Genomic DNA, 24,446 nt, shown 5'->3' with positions numbered 1-24,446 from the left:
ACCTGTCCTAACGCCCATAAAAAAAGCGTATCCAGAAATCTAGATACGCTTTTTTTGTTGCTTTAAGCCTTCTGCTTTTAGCTTATTTGATAAATAATAGCTCTCTGAATTTTGGTAGAGGCCATATAGTATCATCAACTAATAATTCTAATTTATCAACGTGATATCTAATTGGTTCGAAGTAAGATTTAACTTTTTCATCGTAAGCAATGGCTTTATCACGGCTATCTTCAAGAACGTTAGCTTTTTTACGCTCATCAACCATTTGCTCAACATTAGATTTAATAAAGTTGATGTGTTTTGATAAACGCTCAATGATTTCTAATTGAGAAGCATAAGTGTCTTTAGCTAAACCTAAATCTTTCAAACCTTTTACGTTAGTAATCAATTCTGTTTGATATTTAACAGCAGCAGGAAGAATTACGTTAGTTACTAATTCGCCAATTACGCGAGCTTCAATTTGAAGTTTTTTGTAATAAGCCTCTAATAAGATTTCGTGTCTTGCGTGAGCTTCTCTTTTTGTAAATACGCCAGTTTCTTCAAAAATTTTCTCAGTTTTTTCAGAAACTAATGCATCTAAAGCTTTAGGTGTAGTTTTGATGTTTTGTAAGCCACGTTTTTCTGCTTCAGCAGCCCACTCATCGCTATATCCATTACCTTCAAAACGGATATTTTTAGATTCTTTGATGTATTTTTTAAGAACAGTTAAGATAGCAACATCTTTCTTGTCTCCTTTTTTGATTAATTTATCAACTTCTGCTTTAAATTTAGTTAATTGATCTGCAACAATCATATTTAACACAGTCATTGGGCTAGAAGAGTTAGCAGAAGAACCTACTGCTCTAAGCTCAAATTTATTACCTGTGAAAGCGAAAGGAGAAGTACGGTTACGATCTGTATTATCCAAAAGAATCTGAGGGATTTTTGGAATGCTATGCCACATTGCAGAATCTTCTTTGGCTTTTTTAGAAATTCTTGAAGTTTCAATTTCATCAAGAACATCATTTAATTGCTCGCCTAAGAAAATAGAGATAATTGCTGGTGGAGCTTCGTTAGCACCTAAACGGTGATCGTTACTTACAGAGGCAATAGACGCTCTTAATAAATCTGCATGCTCATATACAGCTTTGATGGTGTTAACAAAGAATGTTAAGAACATCAAGTTGTTTTTAGGAGTTTTACCCGGAGCAAGTAAGTTTTTACCAGTGTTAGTAATTAAAGACCAGTTATTGTGTTTACCAGATCCGTTAATACCGGCGTATGGTTTCTCGTGTAATAAAACTTTGAAGTTATGTCTCTTAGCTACTTTCTCCATTAAATCCATTAATAATTGGTTATGGTCAATAGCTAAGTTTATTTCTTCATAAATAGGAGCACACTCAAATTGAGATGGAGCAACCTCATTATGACGAGTTTTTAAAGGAATACCTAATTGTAAAGCTTCGTTTTCAAAATCTTGCATGTAAGCTAAAACTCTTTCAGGGATAGAACCAAAATAATGGTCTTCTAACTGTTGTCCTTTAGCAGATGCATGGCCAAATAAAGCTCTTCCGGTTAAGAATAAATCTGGTCTTGCATTAAATAATGCTAAATCAACTAAGAAGTACTCTTGCTCTATACCTAAAGAAGCATTTACTTTTTCAATGCTTTTATCAAAATAGTGGCAAACTTCTGTAGCAGCTTTATCCATTACAGATAGTGCTTTTAATAAAGGAGCTTTATAATCTAAAGCCTCACCAGTATAAGAAACAAATACTGTTGGGATACATAATGTTTTACCAAAAATAAATGCAGGAGAAGATGGATCCCAAGCAGTATAACCACGAGCTTCAAAAGTGCTACGGATACCACCATTAGGGAAACTTGAAGCATCTGGCTCTTGTTGTACTAGTGCGTCGCCAGCAAATCTTTCTATAGCTTGGCCGTCTGATGCTGGCTCAAAGAAAGAATCATGTTTTTCTGCAGTAGTTCCTGTTAAAGGTTGAAACCAGTGAGTATAGTGTGTTACACCTTTACTCATAGCCCAAGCTTTCATAGCCGAAGAAATCTGTTCTGCAATTTCTCTACTTATAGGAGAGCCGCTTTCTATAGAAGCAAGTACTGCCTTAAAAGTTTCTTTAGGTAGATAGTCTTGCATTTTCTTCTTATCGAAAACATTTGAACCATAAAAATCAGAGATTTTAAATGATGGTTGTTTTACCTCAGGAATAGTTCTGGTTAAAACAGTCTGTAAAGCTTGAAACCTGATTGTTGACATTGCTTAGGTTATTTTAATGAATAAATTATGTTTTTGATTAAATTTTGGCTAAAAGTACGGGCTTTTTCTTAAATCTCAATAAAATATTAAAAAAATATGTCAAGAATTAGAGCTTTTTTTTGAAAATCCCATTTTTATGATAAAAAAATCTTTCTGTTATCAATTTTCTGACGGGTGTTTGAAGTTTTAATGTTCTTTTTTGAAGAAAGAGCATTAAAAGTGTGCTAATAGTTTCTTATTTACTTTAAAGAAAATATAAAATTCTAGTTTTTTTATTAAAAATAACTCAAAATTGAATAAAATTATATGTGTTTATTTAAAAATATACTAAAAAATAGTTAAAAAACTAAAATTATTTTGATGTAATTTATAAAATATACAATTTAGCAATGTCAAAAATGAATTATTATTAATTAATCTTTGTAATAATTATAATATTTAAAATTAATAATATGCTTTTTTGGACATATAATTTAAACCCTAAACTAATAACATGAAAAAAATGTACCCTTCATTGCTATACTTATAGTAGCAATACTCTGTTTTATTTTTCCTAACGGAGACGTTTTACAAGTTAAAGACACGACAATTGACACTGGAGATACAGCTTGGCTGTTGGTTTCTACGGCATTAGTGTTATTGATGACGCCAGGCTTAGCCTTTTTTTATGGTGGAATGGTGAGAAAGAAAAATGTAATCTCCACTATGTTACAAAGTTTTGTATGTATGGGGTTGATTACAATCTTATGGATGGTTTTCGGGTTCAGTTTAGCATTTGGTGAAGACATTGGTGGTATCATTGGAGATCCTCGTACTTTTTTCATGATGAAAGATACTTTAGGTACTGCTTCATGGTCTTTAATGCCTACGGTGCCTTTAATCTTATTCGCTATGTTCCAATTAAAGTTTGCGGTAATTACTCCTGCACTTATAACAGGGGCCTTCGCTGAGCGTATAAAATTTAACTCTTATTTATTGTTCTTGTGTTTATTTATGGTATTTATATATACTCCTTTAGCACATGCAACTTGGCATCCAGAAGGATTATTATTCGGATTAGGAGTTCTAGATTTTGCCGGAGGTACTGTAGTGCACATGTCTGCAGGTTGGGCAGCACTTGCTGCAGCATTATTCTTAAAGAAGAGAAATCAAATAGATCACACTCCGGCAAGAATAAGCTATGTTATTCTTGGAACCAGCTTACTATGGTTTGGTTGGTTTGGTTTTAATGCAGGATCTGCAGGTGGTGCTGGTGTACTAGCAGCAACCGCTCTTGCCACAACTACAACCGCTTCTGCAGCGGCTGCAATGGCTTGGGTTTTCTTTGATATGATGAGAGGGAAAAAGCCAACCGCAATAGGCGCTTGTATTGGGGCAGTTGTTGGCTTAGTTGCTATCACTCCAGCTGCTGGCTTTGTAACTATTACAAGTTCATTTATAATAGGTTTTGTCGCTGCAATTATTAGTAATCTGGTTGTATTGTGGAGAACAAAAACTGATATCGATGATACATTAGATGTATTCCCTTGTCATGGTGTTGGCGGTATGGTTGGGATGATTTTAACTGGTGTTTTTGCTTCGCAAAGTGTTAACGCTGCTAATACCACAGGCAATGGCTTATTCTATGGCGAAACTAAATTATTTGTACTGCATATTCTAACACTAATTGGAGTTTCAATATTTGCATTTGTAGGTTCTTATATTCTTCTACGCATAACCAATTTCATTATGCCTTTAAGGGTTTCTGATGAAGAAGAAATTCATGGTTTAGATTTAACTCAACATCAAGAAGAATTATAACATAAAAATATTGGAGTCGGGTTTTTATTCTCTCTTTATTAACCTGGCTCCATAAATTAAACTTAACTAAATAATAAACACAAAAACAAAAATTATGAAAAAATTATTTATTTTTCCTTTAGCACTGGTATTAGGTTTAACTATCTTGAGTATTTCAAAAGCAACAGCTCAAGAAGAAAAAAGCAAGCTATCATTTGGTTTATCTTTAAATACGGATGCTTTTTTTGGAGTTAACCCAATGTTAACAGGTGCGTATGCTTTTAATGATAAAACTGCTTTTACCTTTTATGGTATCCAATGGGGAGCTGGTACAGCTCAAGCATGGGGTAACTGGACAGAGTTTGGTGCTGGTCTTAACTTTACAGCAGGAACTTTCAGTATCAATCCTCAATTAGGTTTCACTATGGGTAACTTATTATCTTCAGGTGTAGCTGGTAGACCAGTAGCTGGTGATGGTATAGTACCAAACTTAACTATCAACCACAGTAGCGATAAATATGAAGGTCAACTTTATGTAGGTTACTACGGAGCTTTAAGAGACGAAAAACCTAATAAAAACAACTATTTACACTACTGGTTAAATGCTGGTGTTAAAGCAAGTTCTTGGTTATCTTTAGGGGCTCATTATGAGACTTTAGATTTTACCGGTGGTACAAGCGCTACAGGAGCAAGTGTTGAAGGTAGCACTGTTTATACTTGGTTAGGTCCTTATGTTCAATTTTCAAAAGGTAACGCTGGATTAAGATTTGCAGGTGGGGCTAATTTAGAAGACGGTACTACTGGTCCTGATTTCTATAAAATGTCTTTCTTTTTCAACTTCTAACAAATACGTTTAAATACACACATCATAGAGAGAAAAAAAGCAGTCGAGACTAAAATCCTCGGCTGTTTTTTTGTTTAAAGCTTGTTTGTAGAGTACCGGGATATATAATTTTATTTCAAGAAAAAATTGGATACTGACATTAAAATTTTATATTTTTAGTAAAACAATTCTACTTCTTATGTTATACTCAAAATTTAATTTAAATAAGATTGAGTGGCTTAATCTTATTTTTGATGGCAGAAACCAAGTTTACGGAGCTTACGAGCTGAGAAAAAATTCTGGTAACTATCTAGCTAAGGCATTGTTTATAGCTTCATTTGGCTTTGCGCTGCTTATTATTGGTCCATCTGCTTATTATCTCTATAAGCAAAAAGTAGTAGATGTTATACCAATTGATAATTCTAAGGAAGATGACCAGAAGATACATAAGATTATAGAAATAGAACTACCTCCAAAACAACTCAATAAGGTAAAAGCAGGTTCTGAGATAGCTATTCCAAAGCAAACAGCGCAAAAAGAAATTAAATACACTAATTTTAAACCAACAACCGATGATTTGGTGACTAAGGAGGCTCCAACCTTAAAGGAATTAGAAACAGGAATTATAAGTTCTACAGATAAAGCAGGCGAAACTGGCGGACTTAATGCTACTCATCATGAAGGGGCGAATGGAATTTTAGAAGCAGGTTCAAATACTGAATCCGGAAATGAGTATTTAGTTTCTGCAGAAGAAATGCCAGAATTTCCTGGAGGGATGACAGCATGGGCTAAATATTTAAATAAGAACTTACAATATCCTGCTATAGCTAGAGAAAATGAAATTCAAGGTCGTGTAACCGTATCTTTTGTGGTAGAAAGAAACGGCGAAATCACTAATATAAAAGTTTTAAGAGGTATAGGTGCTGGCTGCGATGAAGAAGCTATAAGAGTGATAAAAAAATCTCCATTATGGAAACCAGGAAAACAAAATGGTAAAACGGTAAGGGTTTCTTATGTTATTCCTATTGTTTTTAGGTTGGATTGATGGTATATTTACACTTAAATCCATAATGATGAAATGTTAGAGGAATTAAGTGAATATGAGTTTTTGAATCTATTTGAAAAGAAAAATTTTAGACTTCTTATTCAAAATAAAACAACAATTCATTATGGTTTAATACCTAAATATCTAGCTTATAAAAATAGGGATGGAGAATATTCTATTAGATTCTTCTTGTATATCGATGGTAATTCAATAGTTCATCCAAATATTTATCACTATTCTTTTATTTGGATTAAAGATAACCTCAATACTAAGAACTCCAGAGAGGATTTAAACAACGCGATTGAGCTGCTAATCAAACAATATAAAAAAATAGAGTTCCGTTTAATTGATATCAAAGATTTAAGAACGTTTTCAAGATATAATTTTTTTATACAATTAAGATATACATACGTAAAAAGAACTGAAGATATTAATTATTCTTATAACGTTGTCAAACATTATAAAAGAGCAACTTCAATTTATAATTTAAAGTTTAGGGAAGAATTTGATTTTAAACAAATTTTTCAAGAACAATATGATTTCTTAAGTAAAAAAGAAATCAGGATGAAATCTAAGACATTTTTATTTAATTACTTAAAGACTCTTTATGATGAAAAATTAATCTCGTGTTTTTCTGTTAATAATTTAGAAGGGAAAAGGTTAGCTTCTGGTATTGTATTAATAAATAGAGATGTTGACTGTGGATATTTTTTATTTTGCTCAAGTTTAAAAACAGAAAATAAATCTGCGGTTAATGCATTTATGTATATTGAGAGTCAAAAGTGGCTTTTTGAAAATCAAATATCATATTTTGATTATTTAGGAGCTAATTATTCTAACATAGCTGAATTTAAGCAAAATTTTCTACCAGAACTTAAACCCTACTATATTTTAAAATATAATCGAGCTAATGCCAAATTAAATAAATTCAAATTGACATTAAAAAATATAATTAAATCTTGTCTAAATAGCTAATTATGGTGTTAAATTTTATAAAAGATAGTTTCTAATCTTTTTATAATATCAAAAACCTATATTTTTAGTATAACTATTAATTAATATTAGGTGGATTTTTACGACTTGAAATTTTTAAAAATCGATTCTGTTTCTTCACTATTTTTTGCCAAGTTCTAGTTGAAATTAGTGCAATAGATAATATACATTGCTCTACAAATAATGTATCTACAAATAAATATATAATTAGATGAATTATAAAAATTGATAAAATCAATAATCCGTCTATTTTTTTTGTAAAGAATCCTATCAGAAAAAGAGCTTCCAGTAAAAAAATAAATACAGTTCCTAAATTAGTTAATACAGGGTTTGATAAAAAGAAAAAGTACAATGAACTCCAGAAATTGTTTGGATTTGAGTATATAAATGAAGCTTGGCTAGTTTTGATAATTTCTAATCCGAAAGAACTTTGAAAGAATGAGCCGTTTATAATTTTCCAAATAAATGCTGAAGAATAAACCCAGCATATAAAGTACCTCATTAATTCCCATATCAGATTAAAATTTATATTCTCCTTAATTGTAAAACACAAATTAAGTAGTAAAATACAGCTCATGTAATGCGCATGAAATGTTAGAAAAGTATTAAATACTATAAAATAGGTTAAATATAGTATAGCATAAATAATTAAAAATCTATGGTTATTGGGATTTATAATGGGATATATAGTTGATAAAAACAATAAAGTAGAAAATACATGTGAATAATTTTCTCTTGTTAGAACTTCACTAATACTTGATAAGTAATATAAAATATACAAAGGATCTAAGCCTAAACTAAATAAAACTGGATTATTTAATTGATGAGGTAATACATGTGAATAATACTTCCAAATAAGTATAACTAAGAAAAAAATAAAGCTAATCCTAATTATATAAGCTCTGTAAGGTGCTACATTTCTAATTTCTGCGGTTGACATACTCTATGATTTGCTTCCTGTTTTTTACTTTTATCTTGTATTTATCAAAAACAACTACGACTTTAAATATTTTTATATATTTTATTTTTTCTTTAGTCACTTCCTCTAAATAAGAAGAAAGCCATTGCGCATAGTCTGTGTGCTTCTGATACTGATATGGATAAAGAGAGTGCTCTTTTAAAAAAGCAATATTAGAAAAATAAGATTTGAGTCTTGTTTGAAATTTATCATAACCATTATTTTTTTGTATATCTTGTTGATGTTCAATAGAATAATAAAAGAGCATTCTTTTATGATGATTCCAGATTTCAGGAACATTAAATTCTTTATTATTGTATTCTAAAACATAAAATGGAACTTCTTTAGTTGTAGGCAAAGGATAAGAATACATTTTAAAGACAAAAAATGGAACAATTTCTAATCTTAAAGAATTTGCTAAAAGTGTGAAGAACATAAATATCAATATCCCATAATAAAGAACTTTATTCTCTTTTTTTAGTTGGTTAAAAAATGCCATATTGATATAAGATAATATTTTTTCTTTAATGATGATTATATTTAATTTTCTAAATTAAATAAGTATTTAGATTAAAACGAATAATGAAAGTTGTTATATATGATGATTTAGATGAATGGTGTGCAATAACACAAAGTTTAGGCAGACAATCTGTATTAAATAGTTCTAAGTTTATTAAGATTAATTGTGAGACGTTTAATTTAAAGCCTTTTTTAAGTATAATTTTTAATGATAAAGTTCCGATTTTAGGATCCATATTATATCAAAAAGCAAATCAGATTATTCAACCTAATGAGTATTTTTACACTGCAATTTGGTTAAATTCGAAATCTGATTTAATCATACAAGAAGGCATTCTCTATTGGATATCTTTATTAACGCAAAAATTTAACAGAATTGAATTTAATTTACCGCCTAATATTAAAGACATAAGAGCTTTTTATTGGAGTGGGTTTAAAGCGGATGTTTATTATACTTATATTAGTGATTTATCTCAAGATTTAAATTTTAACTCCAAAGTAAATAATATAATAAATAAGAGTAAAAAGTATGACATAAAATTTGAGGCTAATAACTCAATTAGTGAAGAAATACTTCAATATCATTATAAAAGTTTCATTAGTTTAGGCTATTCTAGTATTTACAGCGAGAAAATGGTTGAATTTATTGCGAAGCTTTTTGATGTAAATTTCTGTTATTCTATGAATGCCAAGTATACAGTCAATGATGAATTGATTTGCTCATCAATAATACTTCTGGACGATAGCTCCTTGATAGCTAATAATTTCCTTGTTACTTCTAATAAAACCTCATATCATACTGGTGTACATAGCGCTATTTATGCAGAGAATTATTATTATTTGAAATCTCACGGATATTTATCCTTTGATTTATGTGGTGCAAATACTAAAGGTATAAGTAACTTTAAGAGGCAATTTAAGGGTGAACTAACTCCATTTTATCGAGTAAAATTTAATAGTTGGAGATGGAAGGCAGTATTAACTAAACGTAAATTCGATAGTTTTGTTAAAACGCTTAGAAAGAAGATGAAATGATTAAAAGTATTTTTATAATTTCCAAAGTTCTGTTGGATATACAATTTTAAATGCTTTTATAGTTATTTATACATTACAATATGTAGGTCTTGATGGTAGAGGTAGTTTAAGTTTATTCTTACTAAATACTTCGTTAGTTCAAATATTCACAGCTATTATTGGGACAAGTTCCATAGGGTTTGTTTATAATAAAACTTCTTTGTCTTCTTTAGTCATCTTAACAACATTATGGTGTTTCCTAGTTGCGCCTATTGTAAGTTTCATTATGTTTTGGTTAGGGATCATTCCTCAAGATCAGCTTTATGAAACAATAATAGCCGCAGTACTATTTACTCTAATTCAAAATGTTATGGAGGTTTTTCTGGTGAATAAGTTATACGAAAAATATAATTTCCTCAGAATTAGCCAGCCAATATTACATTTGCTTTTTATCTTTCTTTTTATTAAACTTTTTAATTCATTTAATGAAGTAATTTATATTGATTTATTGTTAGGTGTATTGATAATCATATTATTTCTTTCTGTATGGTGGTTTATAAAGTTATTTAGCTTTAAAAGCATCAGAAATTTTGAAGATACTTTTAATAATTCCTTTAAAATTGGTTCTATAAATCAATTAAATAATCTAGTACTCCTTTTTAATTCAAGGACTAATTATTTTATCATCAATAAGTTTTTAGGTTTATCATTACTAGGAGTTTTTTCTGTCATCACTTTAATAGCAGAATCTATCTGGATTTTCTCAAAAAGTGTAGCTACAATATTTTTTTCAGAAGTCATTAAATATGATAATCATGGTGATATAAAGAAAATTCGCAATAAAATGTTAACTCTTAGTTTTTTAGGCACAATTCTTATAATAATCATTGTTTTTTGCGTTCCAAACTTTTTATATGTGAAAGTTCTAGGAAAGGATTTTATACAAATAAAAATGTTTTTATTATATTTTTTACCTGGGATACTTGCCAAATCATTAAATACGATTTATATGGAATACTTCGGGGTTATAAATAAAAGACATTTAAACACAATATCTTTCTTGATTGGTTTATTAACTATAGCTCTCTTTGGCATAATACTCACTTATAAATTCGGGATAATGGGAGCAGCTATCGCCGGGAGTATTTCGCAAGTATCTTCTTTGCTCTTTTCTTTTTATGCAGATAAAAAAATTATTTAATGATATAAATTTTACCCATCTTGTTTTTGAAGTATTTATCACCTTCAGATTCTCTATGTTTTATATTACTGCTATCTGAAATATCAACTTTATAGAAATAAACTCCATTAGCTAATCTGTTTCCAAAGTCATCTGTACAATCCCAAGTATAGTCAGAAATATTATTACCAATTCTAATACTGCCAAGTTCTTCTTTTGATATTTCTTTGATAACTCTACCACTTACCGTTAATATTTGAATTTTAATATTTTCAGGTATTTTATCTCCAGTAAGTGTAAAGACGAATTTCATTTTATCACTGACTGGGTTAGGATAAGGATAAAAATTAGTAATAGACTGTTTGTTAACAACTTCGAAATCAATTTCAAAATCGTTGTTTAGTTGCTTGTTCCCACTTACATCTTTAGACGTGATTTTTAGAGTATAATTGCCGTCGACAAATTTTTCTGGGAGATAATCAATATTTATCTGATTAGCTCCATTTAAATTCGAGAATGATAATTGAGGTCCACTAAAATATATTCTCTTAAAATTGTTATCATTTATATTTCTAATGGATAATTCTATCAAACTCGTATCTCTCATTAGCAAAAACTTATTATCATCATAACTCATGATTTTGATGTGAGGATTTGGAGAAACTAATTCGCCATTTATTATATGTTTACCATCGAATGTAACATTAACCACCGGAGGAATTTTGTCTTTATTTATAGTGTAATTAGAAGATATAACATTATTAAATATATTTTCTTCCTTTAATCCTATTTGTGAAATAGATACTTTAAGTAAACACTCTCCAGAGAAACCAATTGTAGGAACATGTATAATAATATTATTGGTTTCATTCACATTAAGTAAAAACGGTAATTTAAAGTTTTTTGTAATCGTTCTATTCGAACTAATAAGTTCATATTTAACTTTTAAAGAGTCTGAAATAACTGGTCCGAAATTTTTAAGACCAATATTCCATTTAATGGAGTCACCTTCATCTAAGGATATTTTATATTGTTCATTTTTTAACTCAGGATAGAAAGATATATCTGAAACGGGTTGATAGGTAACTCGTAAAAAGTTTGTTTTAGGAAGTTTTGCTTCTACATTGTTGTTGAACTGGTAATTAAATTTTAGATAGGGGTAATTCTTTGCATTTATTTGAGAAATATCAACTATTTTATTATTAATGCTATTAAATAAGTTTATCTGATTATTTAAAGTATCTACACCTACTACAGTAATATTAAAATTGTCATTAATTGAATTTTCTAAATTAAATTCTAGTTTATTCCAACTCTTAGCAGGTCCTATAATACCAGTTGATAAGCTGCCGTTTTTTCCGGGATATGATATTGGATTGTCTCCAGAAATTAACTGAAGAGCCGGTGGGATAGAAGATGAATAATCTGCTGTAATTTCTTTCACGCTTCCAAGATTACCTTTAGTAACCCAAAAGCCATAAGGTTCACCTTTTTTTATAGTTTCTAATTTTGTTAATCCAAGTTTTCTGAATTCATCTAACACATATTGAGGTAACAGATTAAACGCCGCATTTGATCCATTGAAACCTATAATGTGGTGTCCTTTAGGTATTTGATTTAAGTATCTTACTAATGAATCCAAGTCTGTTGAATTCCTTATATCATATCTATATTGACCAGATGGACCGGCATAGAAACCACTACCAGGAGGATTTATATAATTATAAGGACTTGGATATTGAAATCTCTCAGCATAATTGATAGGATTAAACGCAAGCATAGTTATTCCATTAAACTCAATTGAAGCATATGATATTGCTAAACCATCTATTCTTATTCTTTTTTCAACATTAGTAGGTGCATCATCTCCTCTTGTTTTTATGTTGGTGAGCATGTTAGATGTGTTGAAGCTCATTAAGAATGGTCTTACGGCATTGATGTTGTCAAAAGTAAAATCACCTAATTGTCCTTCATGTCCGATATTATAGCCTTCTCCTTGAAAATCTTGAACATATGTAAAGCTTGAGTATATCCATGCTCCACCTCTTAATGGGTCCAGATTAAGCCTAGTCCTCCAATAATAGATTTTGTTGTTTTCCATATTAATGTTGGGATTCCATGATGCTATTGAACTTGAGCTTATTAATCCAGACTCTTTTCGGAATACTGAGTTAAAATCCGGAGTAGTATCAATTTCAAAAAAATACTCAGCAGAATTAGTAAGTAAATTTTCAGATTGAACTTGAAGTTTTAAGGTCTGATTTTTAACTATACTTTTATTAAATGGTGAAATAATTTTTAAACCATTTCCTGGCAAAAAGAAGTCTTTAATCGCTGTATTATTAAAATAATTGGTTTCTTCGACTAATCTTTGAGGATTAATTTGAATCATTATTCTGTTATTTCCAGAACTTATAATATTTGTATTATTGAAATTAACATTAATAGTGTCTGTATTGAAGATATTGATACTTGTATCAGGTAAATTAACCTCTGAATTATCTGATAGTCTTCTTGATATTTTTAATGTTACTTTATTATTTAGGGCTTTTGCAAGATTTTTTATGATAATTTGAATATTTAAATTAGGATTTGCTGCTGTTTGGCCGGGAGAGATTATTATAGATTCAATATCATAATCAGGTTTGTCAGGAGAATAAAACTTTAAAAAAGGATCTCCTAGAACAATATATTGTCTGGTATGCGCAACATTAAGTCTGTCATTGGGGTTTTGATAAGTCTTGAGCCCTCTAAATAATCCTTTTGAAACTGATTCTCCGTAAGAATTTTTAAACCAATTATTATAGTAATTTAAAGAGGCCCCATTCAAATAAGAAGCAACTCCTTCACTTGTTGTTCCAATCCATAAAACAGCACCAGATCTCTTTTGTAAGATAAATTGTTCACTTAAGGATGATGATTGAGTACTAAATGCAGCACCTGTACTACATCCGTTTACTAAGTAAATTGCTGGTTTGTTTTCATTGTTTAATTTATTTAAATCAGCTAATATAATTTCAGTCGTATTAGAGCTTCCATGCCCTAAATATGAAATAAGGCCGGTGCCTAATTGCGTTTCAGACATTATTTTATCAGTAAGTATGTCCGTCACCGGATTAACAACATTTTTTCTGACCCTAACCAATCCTGCACCAAAAAATTCCCTCCTTGCACTCTCGAATAATAAATTTTGATAATTAAAAAAGGAAGTATTTTCAGAGCTACTATTGCCCCCAGATATATGTAAAAGCTTCTTCCTCCAATTCTCATTAGGTAATTGTTCATAAACTTTAAGTTTATTCAAATAATTTTCAACCTCTTCATTGGTTTTTGCAGGTACTCTTCCTGTTGCCAAACCAGGTTCTAAATTGCTGCCATTTAAGCCCGATGTGAGCATATTATCAGATGCTGGGAATCCTATTGTAGGGACTAAATTATTATTAAAATTACCTTTAGAAATCTCCATTCCTTTACCTAAAAGTAAAAGATATTCTGGTTTTGTATTCCCTCTTGCTATTGCCCATGCACAAAATTTTTTAATGCCAATGGATGATGAAACCCATAGTAAAACTCATTATATAAATCATCCGTATAAGCAATCGTAGTTTCAATATTTCTTGTATCGTTATAAGTTTTGTAATTATTAGCTCCTGTTGTAAGTAGCTTATTTGATATCATCAAAAACGACTTCACATCTGTGGTTAAGAAATTTCTAAATGTTACTGGTGTAAGGTTTGTTGATTTCAAATTATCCAAATCAGCTAAAAAAAAACTTTTTTGTTGACTTGTAGTATTGATAACAAAATCTGCATTTGTAGAATTTTTTACTCCTCTGATCATAAAATCAGTAGTCAAATCCCATAAAACGGGGTTAGCAAGACCAGAATTTCTAAATCTTAAAAAGCTTATAGCCTTACTGTTATTTATGATGAATTTTAAGCTAGTAAGGTTATTGATATTTGTGCCTCTCGCATAAGTTATTTCCGCATAAGAAATAGCCTGAAAATCTGTAAGAGCACCTAAATCATCAATAGACGTAAAGCTTATTTGATTATTATTTGTATTGAGTGTGATTGGCAAAGTTTTTCTAACAGTTTTATATCCTCTAAATAAAGTATCAAACACAGTAACATTATTTAATGAAACTCTTAAATGATGATTAAAGCCATTAGCATTGGTAGAAGAAGCGTTAGACCTACCAGCTACATAAAATGATAATTGCGGTTGAAAACTGCTTGATATAATATCTGGAGTGTTTAGATTCAGATTAGAAGTTTGGCCTTTACCAAAAGTATTACTCATGAAACCTTCTCCTTCAATATATTCAGATAAACTCATGGCAGAAAGGATAAATTCACCAGGATAATAGCTGTCCGTAAGGTTAACTCTACTTTTAGCAATAATCCAGTTTTCTTCAGATAATCCAGTGTTGTTTTGTTGAAATTCTTTTAATCTTAATCCAGTTGTGTTATTGCTGTAGGTTAAAAAGTAGTAATTGTCATTTTCATAGATGCTTACTTCCTCATTTGGTAAATCGGCCTGGTTGTTATATAAAACTTTATCTAGTGATGCATCATTGGGTTTACCATAAAAAACTATTTTATCATTAGCATCAAAGACATTGTCAGCATCACCTGTTACCAAAATTGCAACTTCTTTCCCTTTATTAAAAAGTTGAAATTTTTTGGGGTCAATGTTTTGCGTAACTAAACCAGATTGTATAATTTGGTTTAAGTCTATTCCAAATAGTCCTTCTTCAGAAACTTTAATTTTGACATATTTTTGTGAAGGAATTATCCACTCGTTACCGAACGGTTGTGCCTGCAAGAGATTGCAAAATAATAAACAGCCAAATAATAGAAATACTTTAAGAAACTTAATTTTTAGCATACAATTTTAGAAAGAAGATGTTAAAATCTCTTTTAGTAACTGATTTGAATTCATACCTTTGAGGCCTAATTCAAATATACGTATCAAATTGGAAAATAATAACCTTACCACACAAGAAACCGCAAAAGATTTAGGTTTACGTCCCGAAGAGTTCGAAAAAATAAAAGAAATTTTAGGCAGAACACCAAATTTCACAGAATTATCTATATTCTCTGTCATGTGGAGCGAGCACTGTTCTTACAAAAACTCTATCACTTGGTTAAAAACCTTACCTAAAGATGGGCCTAGAATGCTAGCCAAAGCTGGTGAAGAAAATGCAGGAATGGTAGATCTTGGCGATGGTATAGCTTGTGTATTTAAAATAGAATCTCATAACCACCCTTCAGCTTTAGAGCCTTATCAAGGTGCCGCAACTGGTGTGGGTGGTATTAATCGTGATATTTTTACGATGGGAGCAAGACCTATTGCTCAACTAAATTCATTGAGATTTGGAGATCCCAATCACCCTAAAACACAATGGTTAATTAAAGGCGTTGTAAAAGGTATTGGTGATTATGGAAATGCCTTTGGTATTCCTACTGTAGGTGGTGAAGTGTTTTTTGATGAGTGTTACCATGTTAATCCACTTGTAAATGCCATGTCTGCCGGTATTGTGAAAGTAGGAGAAACAGTTTCTGCAACATCACACGGTGTAGGTAATCCGGTTTACATAGTAGGTTCTGCTACAGGTAAAGACGGTATCAATGGTGCTGCTTTTGCTTCAAAAGATATCACCGAAGATTCTGTTAATGATTTACCAGCAGTTCAGGTTGGTGATCCTTTCCAAGAAAAATTATTGTTAGAAGCTTCATTAGAAGTAATAAAAACTGGTGCCGTTGTAGGTATGCAAGATATGGGTGCGGCAGGTATCATCTGTTCTAACTCAGAAATGTCTGCCAAAGGCGAGCATGGTATGCGTATAGATTTAGATAAAGTACCTACCCGTCAACAAAATATGCTTCCTTTCGAGATTTTATTATCAGAGTCTCAAGAGCGTATGCTTATTGTAGTAGAAAAAGGAAAAGAAGCTTTAGTAGAAGCTGTTTTCGAGAAATGGGATTTAAATTGCGCTATTATAGGTGAGGTTACAGATACCAAACGACTACAATATTTCATGAATGGCGAGTTAGTTGCCGATGTTCCTGCCGATGATTTAGTTCTAGGTGGTGGTGCTCCGGTTTACCAACGCGAATACAAAGAGCCTACTTATTATCAAGAATTCCAGAAATTTAATATCAATGATGTTAAAGAGCCAGAAGACTTAAAAGCTGTAGCTCAGCATTTAACCAATCATCCAAATATCGCATCTAAAAGATGGGTAACTAGTCAGTACGATTCTATGGTTGGTACCGCCAATATGGTTACCAATAAACCAAGCGATGCAGCAGTAGTTTCCGTTAAAGATACTGATAAAGCTATCGTACTTACGGTAGACTGTAATTCAAGATATGTAAATGCAGACCCTCAAAAAGGTTGTGCTATAGCTGTAGCAGAAGCTGCAAGAAATATTACTTGTGCTGGAGGAGAGCCTGTAGCTATCACCAACTGTCTTAACTTTGGTAATCCTTATGTGCCAGAAGTTTACTGGCAATTTGTAGGAGCTATCAAAGGTATGGGCGAAGCTTGTACCAAATTTGAAACTCCGGTAACAGGTGGTAATGTTTCTTTCTATAATCAATCATCAGATGAAGGTCCGGTTTTCCCAACACCAACTATTGGTATGTTAGGTGTTATGGATGATATCAATAACATGATGACACTAGACTTCAAACAAGAAGGAGATTTAATCTATCTAGTTGGCGAGTCTGTAAACGATATCGCATCTTCACAATATTTGGCATCTTATCATAAGATTTCGGCGTCTCCTGCGCCTTATTTTGATTTAGATAAAGAGTACGATACACACCAAGTAATCAAACAATTAATCAGCAATAAGCTTGTCCAATCTGCTCATGATGTTGCTGATGGAGGTTTGTATATTGCCTTATTAGAGGCTTCTATGCCAAACAAATTGGGTTTCAATATCAATTCAGATTCAGAAATCAGAAAAGATGCTTTCTTATTTGGTGAAGCGCAAGGACGTATTGTAGTTAGCGTTAAACCAGAAGAGCAAGAAGCTTTTGTAGAGTTTATGGCAACTACAGAAATAGAATTTAGCTTGTTAGGTCATGTAACCACAGGTTCATTATTGGTAGATGATGAAAATTTCGGTTCTGTTCAAGATGCTAAATCAACTTACGATAATGTATTACACCATATTTTAGGAGAATAAATTTATTATCCTATCAGAATAAATGCTCTTTTAACGTTAAAGTTGAAAGAGCATTTTTTGTTTAAGCTTTGATGCTTTTGTAGCCAATCAAAAACCTAAATTTGTTATATGTCGGTATTTCATTTTAAAGAGTTTATTGTCAATCAGGAAAATTGCCCTATGAAAATTAATACCGATGGAGTATTATTGGGCGCCTTATGCGATGTTCAAAAGGCAAAAAGTATTTGCGATATCGGAACCGGTACAGGAGTGATAGCTTTAATGTTGGCGCAAAGAAATCATCAAAGTAAAATAGATGCTTTAGATATAGATTATCGAGCTGTTGATACCGCAAGTTTAAATTTTCAGAACTCTTTATTTCACGAGCGTTTGGCAGCACATCATCATAGCTTTATTGAGTTTTTCGAGATGCATCCAACAAAAAAGTACGATTTAATTATTTCTAACCCACCTTTTTTTCTCAATGCTTTAAAATCTCCACATCATCAAACAAACTTAGCCAAACATACAGATGAGGCTTTTTTATTGATTTGCTAAGAATAGCATCAACCCATTTACATGAACATGGTAGCTTAGAAATTATTGTTCCTTTAGAAATTTCACTTTTATTACAACATTTAGCAAATGATTATTATTTACATCTCGAAAGAAAAATAGTTGTTAAATCTTTTCAGGATAAAGAAGGTTTCAGGCATATCTTAAAGTTTCAAAAAAATCCTTCATTAGAAGAGCAAATAGAGGTTTTTACAATTTACGAAAGAGAGGGCGAGCATTCTTTGCAATACAAAAGCGCACTTAAAAACTTCTTTACTATTTTTTAGCATATTATATGGTTAAAATTGGATTGTTATCAGATACACACAGTTATTTAGACGATGCTGTTTTTAAATATTTCGATACCTGCGATGAGATTTGGCATGCCGGAGATTTTGGTACTTTAGCACTAGCTGATGAATTAGCTGCTTTTAAACCTCTAAGAGGCGTTTATGGAAATATAGATGATCATGCTTTAAGAGCAGTTTATCCAGAGCATTTGAAATTTACTTGCGAAAAAGTTAATGTTTGGATGACACATATAGGAGGTTATCCAGATAGGTATAGCCCATCTGTGAAAAAAGAAATTTACACTAAGCCGCCAAAGTTGTTTATTTCTGGTCATTCACATATCTTAAAAGTAATGTTTGATAAAAAAATACAATGCTTGCATATAAATCCGGGTGCTGCCGGAAAAATAGGATGGCATAAGCAGAGAACTTTAATTAGATTTTGCATTTCCGAAGAAAAAATTCATACTTTAGAAGTCGTCGAATTAGGCGCAAGATAATGTAAATTATACACTAAGGTATTTATGATAGGAGTTACAACACTAGGCCAATTTATAATAGAGAAACAAGCAGATTTTCCTTATGCGAAAGGAGAACTTTCTCGTCTTTTGAGAGATATTGGTATTGCAGCAAAAATTGTTAACCGAGAAATTAATAAAGCTGGTTTAGCAGATATATTAGGAGAATCGGGTATCGTAAATGTACAAGGCGAAACACAAAAAAAATTGGATGTTTATGCTAATGAACAATTTATTTCTGCTTTGAGTAGTGGGGGCGAGTGTTGTTTGGTAGCTTCAGAAGAAAACGAAGAGGTTGTATTATTAAATAAAGAAGTGTCTAAAAATGCTAAGTATGTAGTTGCTATAGATCCTTTAGACGGCTCATCTAATATTGACGTAAATGTTGCTGTAGGTACCACATTTTCTATTTATAGAAGAAAAAGTAAAGAAGGTCCTGGTGTTTTAGAAGATATTCTGCAGAAAGGAACAGAACAAGTTGCGGCAGGTTATATCATTTATGGTTCTTCTACCATGTTGGTTTATACTACTGGTAAAGGCGTAAACGGTTTTACCTTAGATCCTTCTATCGGAGAGTTTTGTTTATCACACCCAGAAATGAGAATCCCGGAAAGGGGCTCTATTTATAGTATTAATGAGGGTAATTATGTTCATTTTCCAGAAGGTGTAAAGAAATATATTAAGTATTGCCAAGTTGAAGATGCAGCTACTTCAAGGCCATATACATCAAGATATATAGGTTCTATGGTGGCCGATTTGCATCGTAATTTAATTAAGGGAGGAATTTATATTTACCCTTCTACAGCAAGTGCACCTAATGGTAAATTAAGGTTGGTTTATGAATGTAATCCTTTAGCTTTTATTATAGAACAAGCAGGAGGGAGGGCTACCAATGGTTACGAAAGAATTTTAGATATGGAAGTGACAGAGATTCACCAAAGGGCAGCTATTTTTATTGGGTCTACCACAATGGTTTTAGAGGCCGAAGAAATGATGCGTGAATACTCGCCAATAGCAATAGCTTAAAAAATATCAATAAGACTGTTATAAAATGGTCTTATTGATTTTATTTTCCATTTCAAAAACAGTGTCTATTTTTAATTCCTTTCCTTTTGCTGCTAAAACAGCTAATTGGTCGCACCGTTCATTTTCTGGATGTCCGGCATGTCCTTTTACCCAAACAAATTTTACTTGATGAAGCTTGTAGGCGTTTAAAAATCTCAGCCATAAATCTTTGTTTTTTTTACCAGCAAAGCCCTTTTTTAGCCAGCCAAATACCCATTTTTTTTCTACAGCATCAATTACGTATTTAGAGTCTGAAAAAATAGTCACTTGTTGGTTTAAGCTTTTTAAAGCTTCTAAGCCAGCGCAAACAGCTAATAGCTCCATTCTATTGTTGGTAGTGAGTCTAAAGCCATCTGCAAGTTCTTTATAATGATTACCAGAACGCAGAATCACACCATACCCACCTGGTCCGGGGTTACCACTAGAAGCACCATCAGTAAAAATTTCAATCATCCAACGAAGATAAAGAAAAGACTAAATACCTAAAGGAAATAAAATAATCAGGCTAACAATCAATAATTTAGTTTTATTATAAAAAAATGTTTCAGCAAAATTTGGCATATATCATAAAAGATTCTACTTTTGCAACACGAAACGGCGGTCGTAGCTCAGTTGGTTAGAGCATTGGTTTGTGGTGCCGAGGGTCGTGGGTTCGAGCCCCATCGTCCGCCCTTATTTGAAAGGTTGTCTTGAAAAAGACAACCTTTTTTTGTTTAGGATATTGAGGTAAATCAAAATGTATTTAACGTAAAAAAGCCCTCGCTAATAGCAAGGGCTTTTTCTTAAAATCTTAAAAAGATTTTTGCTTACATAGCAGCAGCAGTATCAACAGCAGCAGTATCAACAGCAGCAGTATCAACAGCAGCAGTATCAACAACTACAGAATCAGTAACAACTGAATCAGTTGCTTCTTCAGCTGGTTTGTTAGAGTTACAAGCAACTACTGATAAAGAGATAGCTAAAGCAAAAAATCCGAATTTTAATAAATTTTTCATGTTAATTTCTTTTTTAATTTTTGATAATTTAATCGTTAATACTGCAAAGGTAAAAAGGTAACCCGATTTTTAAATATTTTTTTAATAAAAAAAGAAAAAACCTGCTAACTGCTAATAAATCAGGGTTTTTATTGCGAAAATAATTTTTAGAAATATTTTAAAATGCTTTAAGTCTAATTGTTTATACAGATATTTTGTATAAGTCATGAAATAATCTTTAGATTTTTAGAGATTTTCTTACCATGAGTTATACTCTTAAAATTATTGTTGCATAGTTCTTCATATTTTAATTGGCTTAAAGTTTTTTTTTACCAACTTTGGGTTACAATTCCGTTTAAATCGTATTAACATTGAATAAAAAGATAAATCATTCGAAGCCAACAGATAGTGAGATTATTTTAGGTATTCTGAATAATTCATCTTCCATTTTAAAGCATTTGTATCTAGCTTATTTTCCTATGATACTACAACTTGTTATTAATAACAACGGTAATGAGGATGATGCTAAAGATATTTACCAAGAAGCAATTATTGTATTGCATGGTAAAATTAAAAGTGGAGATTTTGAATTAAGCAGTAAACTAAAAACCTTTATTTATTCTGTTTGCAGAAGATTATGGTTAAAGAAGCTTCATCAGAAAAGTAGATTTAGCGGCGATATTAAAGATTATGAAGATCATATTCCGGTAGAGCAAGAAATAGAACATCATCAAGAGAAGGATAGACAATTTACGATGATGCACTCTGCGCTAAAGGATTTAGGTGAGCCGTGTAAAACTATTATTGAAGATTTTTATATACATAACCGTTCTATGCAAGAAATCTGCGAAAAATTTGGTTATACCAACGCAGATAATGCTAAAACGCAAAAGTATAAGTGTTTACAGCGATTGAAAAAATTATTTTTTAATCAAAAAAATGAAAAATGAGTAGTGAGTTAGTATTGATTAAAAGAATTGAAGCCTATCTGTATCAGGAAATGTCTGATGAAGAGATGATGCAATTTGAACAAGAGAGAGCAGAAAATCCGGCTTTAGATGCTAAAGTAATAGCACATATAGATTTTTTGAAATCATTAAAAAACTATGGTGAAGTTCAAGATTTGAAAGCATCTATGGAAGATTTTCATCAAGAATTAAATGTAATTGCTTTAAAAGAAGAACTAGAAGAAAAGGAACCCGCTGTTGTATTATTCTTTAGAAAATATAAGAGAAATCTGGCTGTTGCTGCATCAGTAGCTATTTTAGCTACTTTAATTACGCTAATTTCTACAGGGCAGTTTAGAAAAGCTACCAACTCTTCTACCTACAATGCCTTAAAAAGAGATATGGAATCTATCAAAAAGTCTCAAAATGCTTTAATCAGAGATATCAATTCTAAATCTCCGAATAAAGAAATAGCACCTAGTCAGTTTGGAGGTACAGGTTTCGCATTATCATCAAATGGTTATTTGGTTACCAATTATCATGTTGTACAAGGTGCAGATTCTGTTTATATCCAAAACAACAAAGGCGAATCTTTTAAAGTGCAAACCATTTATATAGACCCATCTTATGATATTGCTATTTTGCAAATTGTAGACCCTTTGTTTGAGTCTTTATCTCCATTACCATACACCTTTAAAAAGTCATCTTCAGATTTAGGTGAAGATGTTTATACTATTGGATATCCTAGAGACGAAGTCGTTTATGGTAAGGGCTATTTAAGCGCACAAACTGGTTTTGGTGGAGATTCTATCGCTTACCAAGTTTCTATACCCGTTAACCCAGGAAACTCTGGTGGTCCTTTAATGGATAATAGAGGAAACGTAATTGGTGTTATAAGTGGTAAACAAACTCAGGTTGATGGTGCTGCTTTTGCCATAAAATCAGATTATTTATTAAAAGCTATAGACAATATTCCTCAAGATTCTTTAAAGAAGAAACTTAAAATCAATCATAAAAACAGTTTAGCATCATTTAATAGAACTCAACAAATTAAAAAGATGCAGGATTATATTTTTATGGTGAAAGTATATAATTAAGATTAACCTTTAAACAAATTAAAAAGCTTCGATCTTTGTCGAAGCTTTTTTTGTTTTATCTATCCAACTCAAGCTAGGGTTATCTATCTACTTCTCCAAGAACAATATCTATTGAGCCAATAATGGCAACTAAATCTGCTATTAAAACACCTTTAGAAATCTCTGATATAACTGATAGGTTATTAAAACTTGGTCCTCTTGATTTTACCCTGAAAGGTTTATCGGATTTGCCATCGGCAATAAAATAAAAACCAATTTCTCCTTTAGGATTTTCTGCTCTGCAATAAAAATCTTGTTGCTTTGGCACTACTTTTTTAGGTACTAAAGCTCTGGGGTCAAAGTCTGGTGTTCGTTTATGTTCATGCTGTAGTTTTACTGCGCATTGCTCAATAATTTTTAAAGACTCGGCAATTTCATCAATTCTAACTTTGTAGCGGTTCCAGCAATCTCCAACAGTACCAATTTCTCCTTTAGCATAAGGGATTTCAAAATCTAGTTCTGGGTAAACAGAGTATTCATCCTCACGTCTCAAATCGTATTTTAAGCCAGAGCCACGTAGCATAGGACCAGAGCATCCATAATTAATGGCAACATCTAAAGGTAAAACACCTACGTTTGCTGTTCTAGAAATAAAGATTTGATTTTCTGTAAGCAGCTCATTCAGCTCTTTCATTTTAGGTTTGAAGTATTTTACAAATTCTACGCAACGTTCTTCAAAGCCTACAGGAACATCGTAAAATAAACCTCCAACCCAAATATAGTTATACAGCATTCTGGCGCCAGAAGTCCACTCTAACATATTCATGATATGTTCACGATCTCTAAAACACCATAAAAACGGAGTGAAAGCACCAATATCAATACCATAAGTACCAATTGCAATGAGGTGTGATGCAATGCGGTTAAGCTCGCAAACCAACACTCTAATGTATTCCACTCTTTTTGGTATTTTATCTTCAATACCCAGCATCTTCTCAACACCCATTACAAAAGCATGATTGTTATTCATAGAGGCCATATAATCCATCCTATCTGTAAAAGGAATAATCTGACCGTAATTGAGTGCTTCAGCATGTTTTTCAAAACACCTGTGTAGATATCCTAAATGGGGGATTACTTCTTTTACAATTTCCCCATCCGTAATTAATTCTAAACGTAAAACACCATGCGTACTAGGGTGCTGTGGACCTAAATTAAGTACCATTTCTTCTGATGAAACGCTATTAATTTTATGCTGATACCTTTCTAATGC

General features: G+C 31.6%; 21 protein-coding genes and 1 tRNA gene. 14 read left to right on the top strand and 8 right to left on the bottom strand.

The annotated features are described in order from the left end of the window. Positions 1-82 precede the first annotated feature (82 nt). Complete coding sequence (locus tag FYC62_RS08235; protein ID WP_149074606.1) at positions 83-2,257, bottom strand: glutamine synthetase III family protein; 2,175 nt, start codon at positions 2,255-2,257, stop codon at positions 83-85. Between the two features lie 513 nt (positions 2,258-2,770). Between FYC62_RS08235 and FYC62_RS08230 the strand changes: the two genes are divergently transcribed. The 4 genes from FYC62_RS08230 to FYC62_RS08215 all read left to right on the top strand — a co-directional run bounded on the left by FYC62_RS08230 (position 2,771) and on the right by FYC62_RS08215 (position 6,879). After that, on the top strand, positions 2,771-4,057 hold the full coding sequence (locus tag FYC62_RS08230) for an ammonium transporter (protein WP_149074605.1): 1,287 nt from the start codon (positions 2,771-2,773) through the stop codon (positions 4,055-4,057). 94 nt (positions 4,058-4,151) lie between these two features. Continuing rightward, the gene (locus tag FYC62_RS08225; RefSeq protein ID WP_149074604.1) at positions 4,152-4,880 is read left to right on the top strand and encodes a DUF6733 family protein; all 729 of its coding nucleotides are present in this window, start codon (positions 4,152-4,154) and stop codon (positions 4,878-4,880) included. A gap of 178 nt (positions 4,881-5,058) precedes the next feature. After that, positions 5,059-5,904, top strand: coding sequence for an energy transducer TonB (locus FYC62_RS08220; protein ID WP_149074603.1), 846 nt, complete (start codon positions 5,059-5,061; stop codon positions 5,902-5,904). Between the two features lie 33 nt (positions 5,905-5,937). Next, positions 5,938-6,879: a hypothetical protein gene (locus FYC62_RS08215; protein WP_149074602.1), complete on the top strand. Its 942-nt coding sequence runs from the start codon at positions 5,938-5,940 to the stop codon at positions 6,877-6,879. Positions 6,880-6,955: 76 nt separating this feature from the next. On the opposite strand, the gene FYC62_RS08210 is transcribed toward FYC62_RS08215, so the two are convergent. Continuing rightward, positions 6,956-7,837, bottom strand: a complete 882-nt coding sequence (locus FYC62_RS08210) for a hypothetical protein (protein ID WP_149074601.1) — start codon at positions 7,835-7,837, stop codon at positions 6,956-6,958. Then, the gene (locus tag FYC62_RS08205) at positions 7,818-8,354 is read right to left on the bottom strand and encodes a hypothetical protein (protein ID WP_149074600.1); all 537 of its coding nucleotides are present in this window, start codon (positions 8,352-8,354) and stop codon (positions 7,818-7,820) included. The genes FYC62_RS08210 and FYC62_RS08205 overlap by 20 nt, the downstream gene beginning before the upstream one ends. Positions 8,355-8,437: 83 nt before the next feature. Here FYC62_RS08205 and FYC62_RS08200 point away from each other — a divergent pair, with 83 nt between their 5' ends. Both FYC62_RS08200 and FYC62_RS08195 read left to right on the top strand, forming a co-directional pair. Further along, positions 8,438-9,409, top strand: a complete 972-nt coding sequence (locus tag FYC62_RS08200) for a hypothetical protein (protein ID WP_149074599.1) — start codon at positions 8,438-8,440, stop codon at positions 9,407-9,409. Between the two features lie 265 nt (positions 9,410-9,674). Next, positions 9,675-10,589, top strand: coding sequence for a lipopolysaccharide biosynthesis protein (locus FYC62_RS08195; protein WP_168199412.1), 915 nt, complete (start codon positions 9,675-9,677; stop codon positions 10,587-10,589). On the opposite strand, the gene FYC62_RS08190 is transcribed toward FYC62_RS08195, so the two are convergent. Continuing rightward, on the bottom strand, positions 10,582-14,085 hold the full coding sequence (locus FYC62_RS08190) for a C25 family cysteine peptidase (protein ID WP_240534883.1): 3,504 nt from the start codon (positions 14,083-14,085) through the stop codon (positions 10,582-10,584). The two genes, FYC62_RS08195 and FYC62_RS08190, sit on opposite strands and share 8 nt — an antisense overlap. Beyond that, a complete protein-coding gene (locus FYC62_RS08185; protein WP_149074596.1) occupies positions 14,082-15,395 on the bottom strand; it encodes a hypothetical protein in 1,314 nt (437 codons plus the stop codon). Before FYC62_RS08185 ends, FYC62_RS08190 begins: the two co-directional genes overlap by 4 nt. A gap of 151 nt (positions 15,396-15,546) precedes the next feature. Between FYC62_RS08185 and purL the strand changes: the two genes are divergently transcribed. The 5 genes from purL to fbp all read left to right on the top strand — a co-directional run bounded on the left by purL (position 15,547) and on the right by fbp (position 20,137). Further along, on the top strand, positions 15,547-17,769 hold the full coding sequence (gene purL, locus FYC62_RS08180; protein ID WP_149074595.1) for a phosphoribosylformylglycinamidine synthase subunit PurL: 2,223 nt from the start codon (positions 15,547-15,549) through the stop codon (positions 17,767-17,769). Between the two features lie 108 nt (positions 17,770-17,877). Then, a complete protein-coding gene (locus tag FYC62_RS17545; RefSeq protein ID WP_240534865.1) occupies positions 17,878-18,306 on the top strand; it encodes a tRNA1(Val) (adenine(37)-N6)-methyltransferase in 429 nt (142 codons plus the stop codon). After that, positions 18,300-18,590 carry a hypothetical protein gene (locus FYC62_RS17540; RefSeq protein ID WP_240534864.1) on the top strand — a complete coding sequence of 97 codons (291 nt, stop codon included), beginning with the start codon at positions 18,300-18,302 and terminating at the stop codon, positions 18,588-18,590. Before FYC62_RS17545 ends, FYC62_RS17540 begins: the two co-directional genes overlap by 7 nt. Before the next feature lie 8 nt (positions 18,591-18,598). Continuing rightward, the gene (locus FYC62_RS08170) at positions 18,599-19,093 is read left to right on the top strand and encodes a metallophosphoesterase family protein (protein ID WP_149074594.1); all 495 of its coding nucleotides are present in this window, start codon (positions 18,599-18,601) and stop codon (positions 19,091-19,093) included. A gap of 24 nt (positions 19,094-19,117) precedes the next feature. Continuing rightward, positions 19,118-20,137 carry a class 1 fructose-bisphosphatase gene (gene fbp, locus FYC62_RS08165; RefSeq protein WP_039447462.1) on the top strand — a complete coding sequence of 340 codons (1,020 nt, stop codon included), beginning with the start codon at positions 19,118-19,120 and terminating at the stop codon, positions 20,135-20,137. A gap of 18 nt (positions 20,138-20,155) precedes the next feature. Here the strand turns inward: fbp and rnhA are convergent, their stop codons facing one another. After that, complete coding sequence (gene rnhA / locus FYC62_RS08160; RefSeq protein ID WP_149074593.1) at positions 20,156-20,629, bottom strand: ribonuclease HI; 474 nt, start codon at positions 20,627-20,629, stop codon at positions 20,156-20,158. Between the two features lie 144 nt (positions 20,630-20,773). Between rnhA and FYC62_RS08155 the strand changes: the two genes are divergently transcribed. Beyond that, a tRNA-His gene (locus FYC62_RS08155) sits at positions 20,774-20,847 on the top strand. A gap of 135 nt (positions 20,848-20,982) precedes the next feature. Here the strand turns inward: FYC62_RS08155 and FYC62_RS17095 are convergent. Continuing rightward, positions 20,983-21,171: a hypothetical protein gene (locus tag FYC62_RS17095; RefSeq protein WP_168199411.1), complete on the bottom strand. Its 189-nt coding sequence runs from the start codon at positions 21,169-21,171 to the stop codon at positions 20,983-20,985. A 350-nt stretch (positions 21,172-21,521) separates the two neighbouring features. On the opposite strand from FYC62_RS17095, the gene FYC62_RS08150 reads away from it, so the two are divergent. Together FYC62_RS08150 and FYC62_RS08145 are read left to right on the top strand one after the other, a co-directional pair. Continuing rightward, positions 21,522-22,100 (top strand): RNA polymerase sigma factor, encoded by a 579-nt coding sequence (locus FYC62_RS08150; protein ID WP_149074592.1) that lies wholly within the window; start codon positions 21,522-21,524, stop codon positions 22,098-22,100. Beyond that, complete coding sequence (locus FYC62_RS08145) at positions 22,097-23,194, top strand: S1C family serine protease (protein ID WP_149074591.1); 1,098 nt, start codon at positions 22,097-22,099, stop codon at positions 23,192-23,194. Before FYC62_RS08150 ends, FYC62_RS08145 begins: the two co-directional genes overlap by 4 nt. Before the next feature lie 79 nt (positions 23,195-23,273). On the opposite strand, the gene FYC62_RS08140 is transcribed toward FYC62_RS08145, so the two are convergent. Continuing rightward, positions 23,274-24,398 carry an NADH-quinone oxidoreductase subunit D gene (locus tag FYC62_RS08140; RefSeq protein WP_240534882.1) on the bottom strand — a complete coding sequence of 375 codons (1,125 nt, stop codon included), beginning with the start codon at positions 24,396-24,398 and terminating at the stop codon, positions 23,274-23,276. Positions 24,399-24,446: the final 48 nt, after the last annotated feature.

This window comes from Pedobacter aquae, from assembly GCF_008195825.1.
Lineage (GTDB): Bacteria > Bacteroidota > Bacteroidia > Sphingobacteriales > Sphingobacteriaceae > Pseudopedobacter > Pseudopedobacter aquae.
This window is presented reverse-complemented; position numbering and strand designations above follow the sequence as displayed.

Coding starts and splice junctions, on each gene's coding strand:
- FYC62_RS17545 (WP_240534865.1), top strand. CDS start 17,878: ATGTCGGTATTTCATTTTAAAGAGTTTATTGTCAATCAGGAAAATTGC.
- FYC62_RS08235 (WP_149074606.1), bottom strand. CDS start 2,257: ATGTCAACAATCAGGTTTCAAGCTTTACAGACTGTTTTAACCAGAACT.
- FYC62_RS08200 (WP_149074599.1), top strand. CDS start 8,438: ATGAAAGTTGTTATATATGATGATTTAGATGAATGGTGTGCAATAACA.
- FYC62_RS08195 (WP_168199412.1), top strand. CDS start 9,675: ATGTTTTGGTTAGGGATCATTCCTCAAGATCAGCTTTATGAAACAATA.
- FYC62_RS08210 (WP_149074601.1), bottom strand. CDS start 7,837: ATGTCAACCGCAGAAATTAGAAATGTAGCACCTTACAGAGCTTATATA.
- fbp (WP_039447462.1), top strand. CDS start 19,118: ATGATAGGAGTTACAACACTAGGCCAATTTATAATAGAGAAACAAGCA.
- FYC62_RS08145 (WP_149074591.1), top strand. CDS start 22,097: ATGAGTAGTGAGTTAGTATTGATTAAAAGAATTGAAGCCTATCTGTAT.
- FYC62_RS08140 (WP_240534882.1), bottom strand. CDS start 24,398: ATGGTACTTAATTTAGGTCCACAGCACCCTAGTACGCATGGTGTTTTA.
- FYC62_RS08220 (WP_149074603.1), top strand. CDS start 5,059: ATGTTATACTCAAAATTTAATTTAAATAAGATTGAGTGGCTTAATCTT.
- FYC62_RS08225 (WP_149074604.1), top strand. CDS start 4,152: ATGAAAAAATTATTTATTTTTCCTTTAGCACTGGTATTAGGTTTAACT.
- rnhA (WP_149074593.1), bottom strand. CDS start 20,629: ATGATTGAAATTTTTACTGATGGTGCTTCTAGTGGTAACCCCGGACCA.
- FYC62_RS08215 (WP_149074602.1), top strand. CDS start 5,938: ATGTTAGAGGAATTAAGTGAATATGAGTTTTTGAATCTATTTGAAAAG.
- FYC62_RS17095 (WP_168199411.1), bottom strand. CDS start 21,171: ATGAAAAATTTATTAAAATTCGGATTTTTTGCTTTAGCTATCTCTTTA.
- FYC62_RS08170 (WP_149074594.1), top strand. CDS start 18,599: ATGGTTAAAATTGGATTGTTATCAGATACACACAGTTATTTAGACGAT.
- FYC62_RS08205 (WP_149074600.1), bottom strand. CDS start 8,354: ATGGCATTTTTTAACCAACTAAAAAAAGAGAATAAAGTTCTTTATTAT.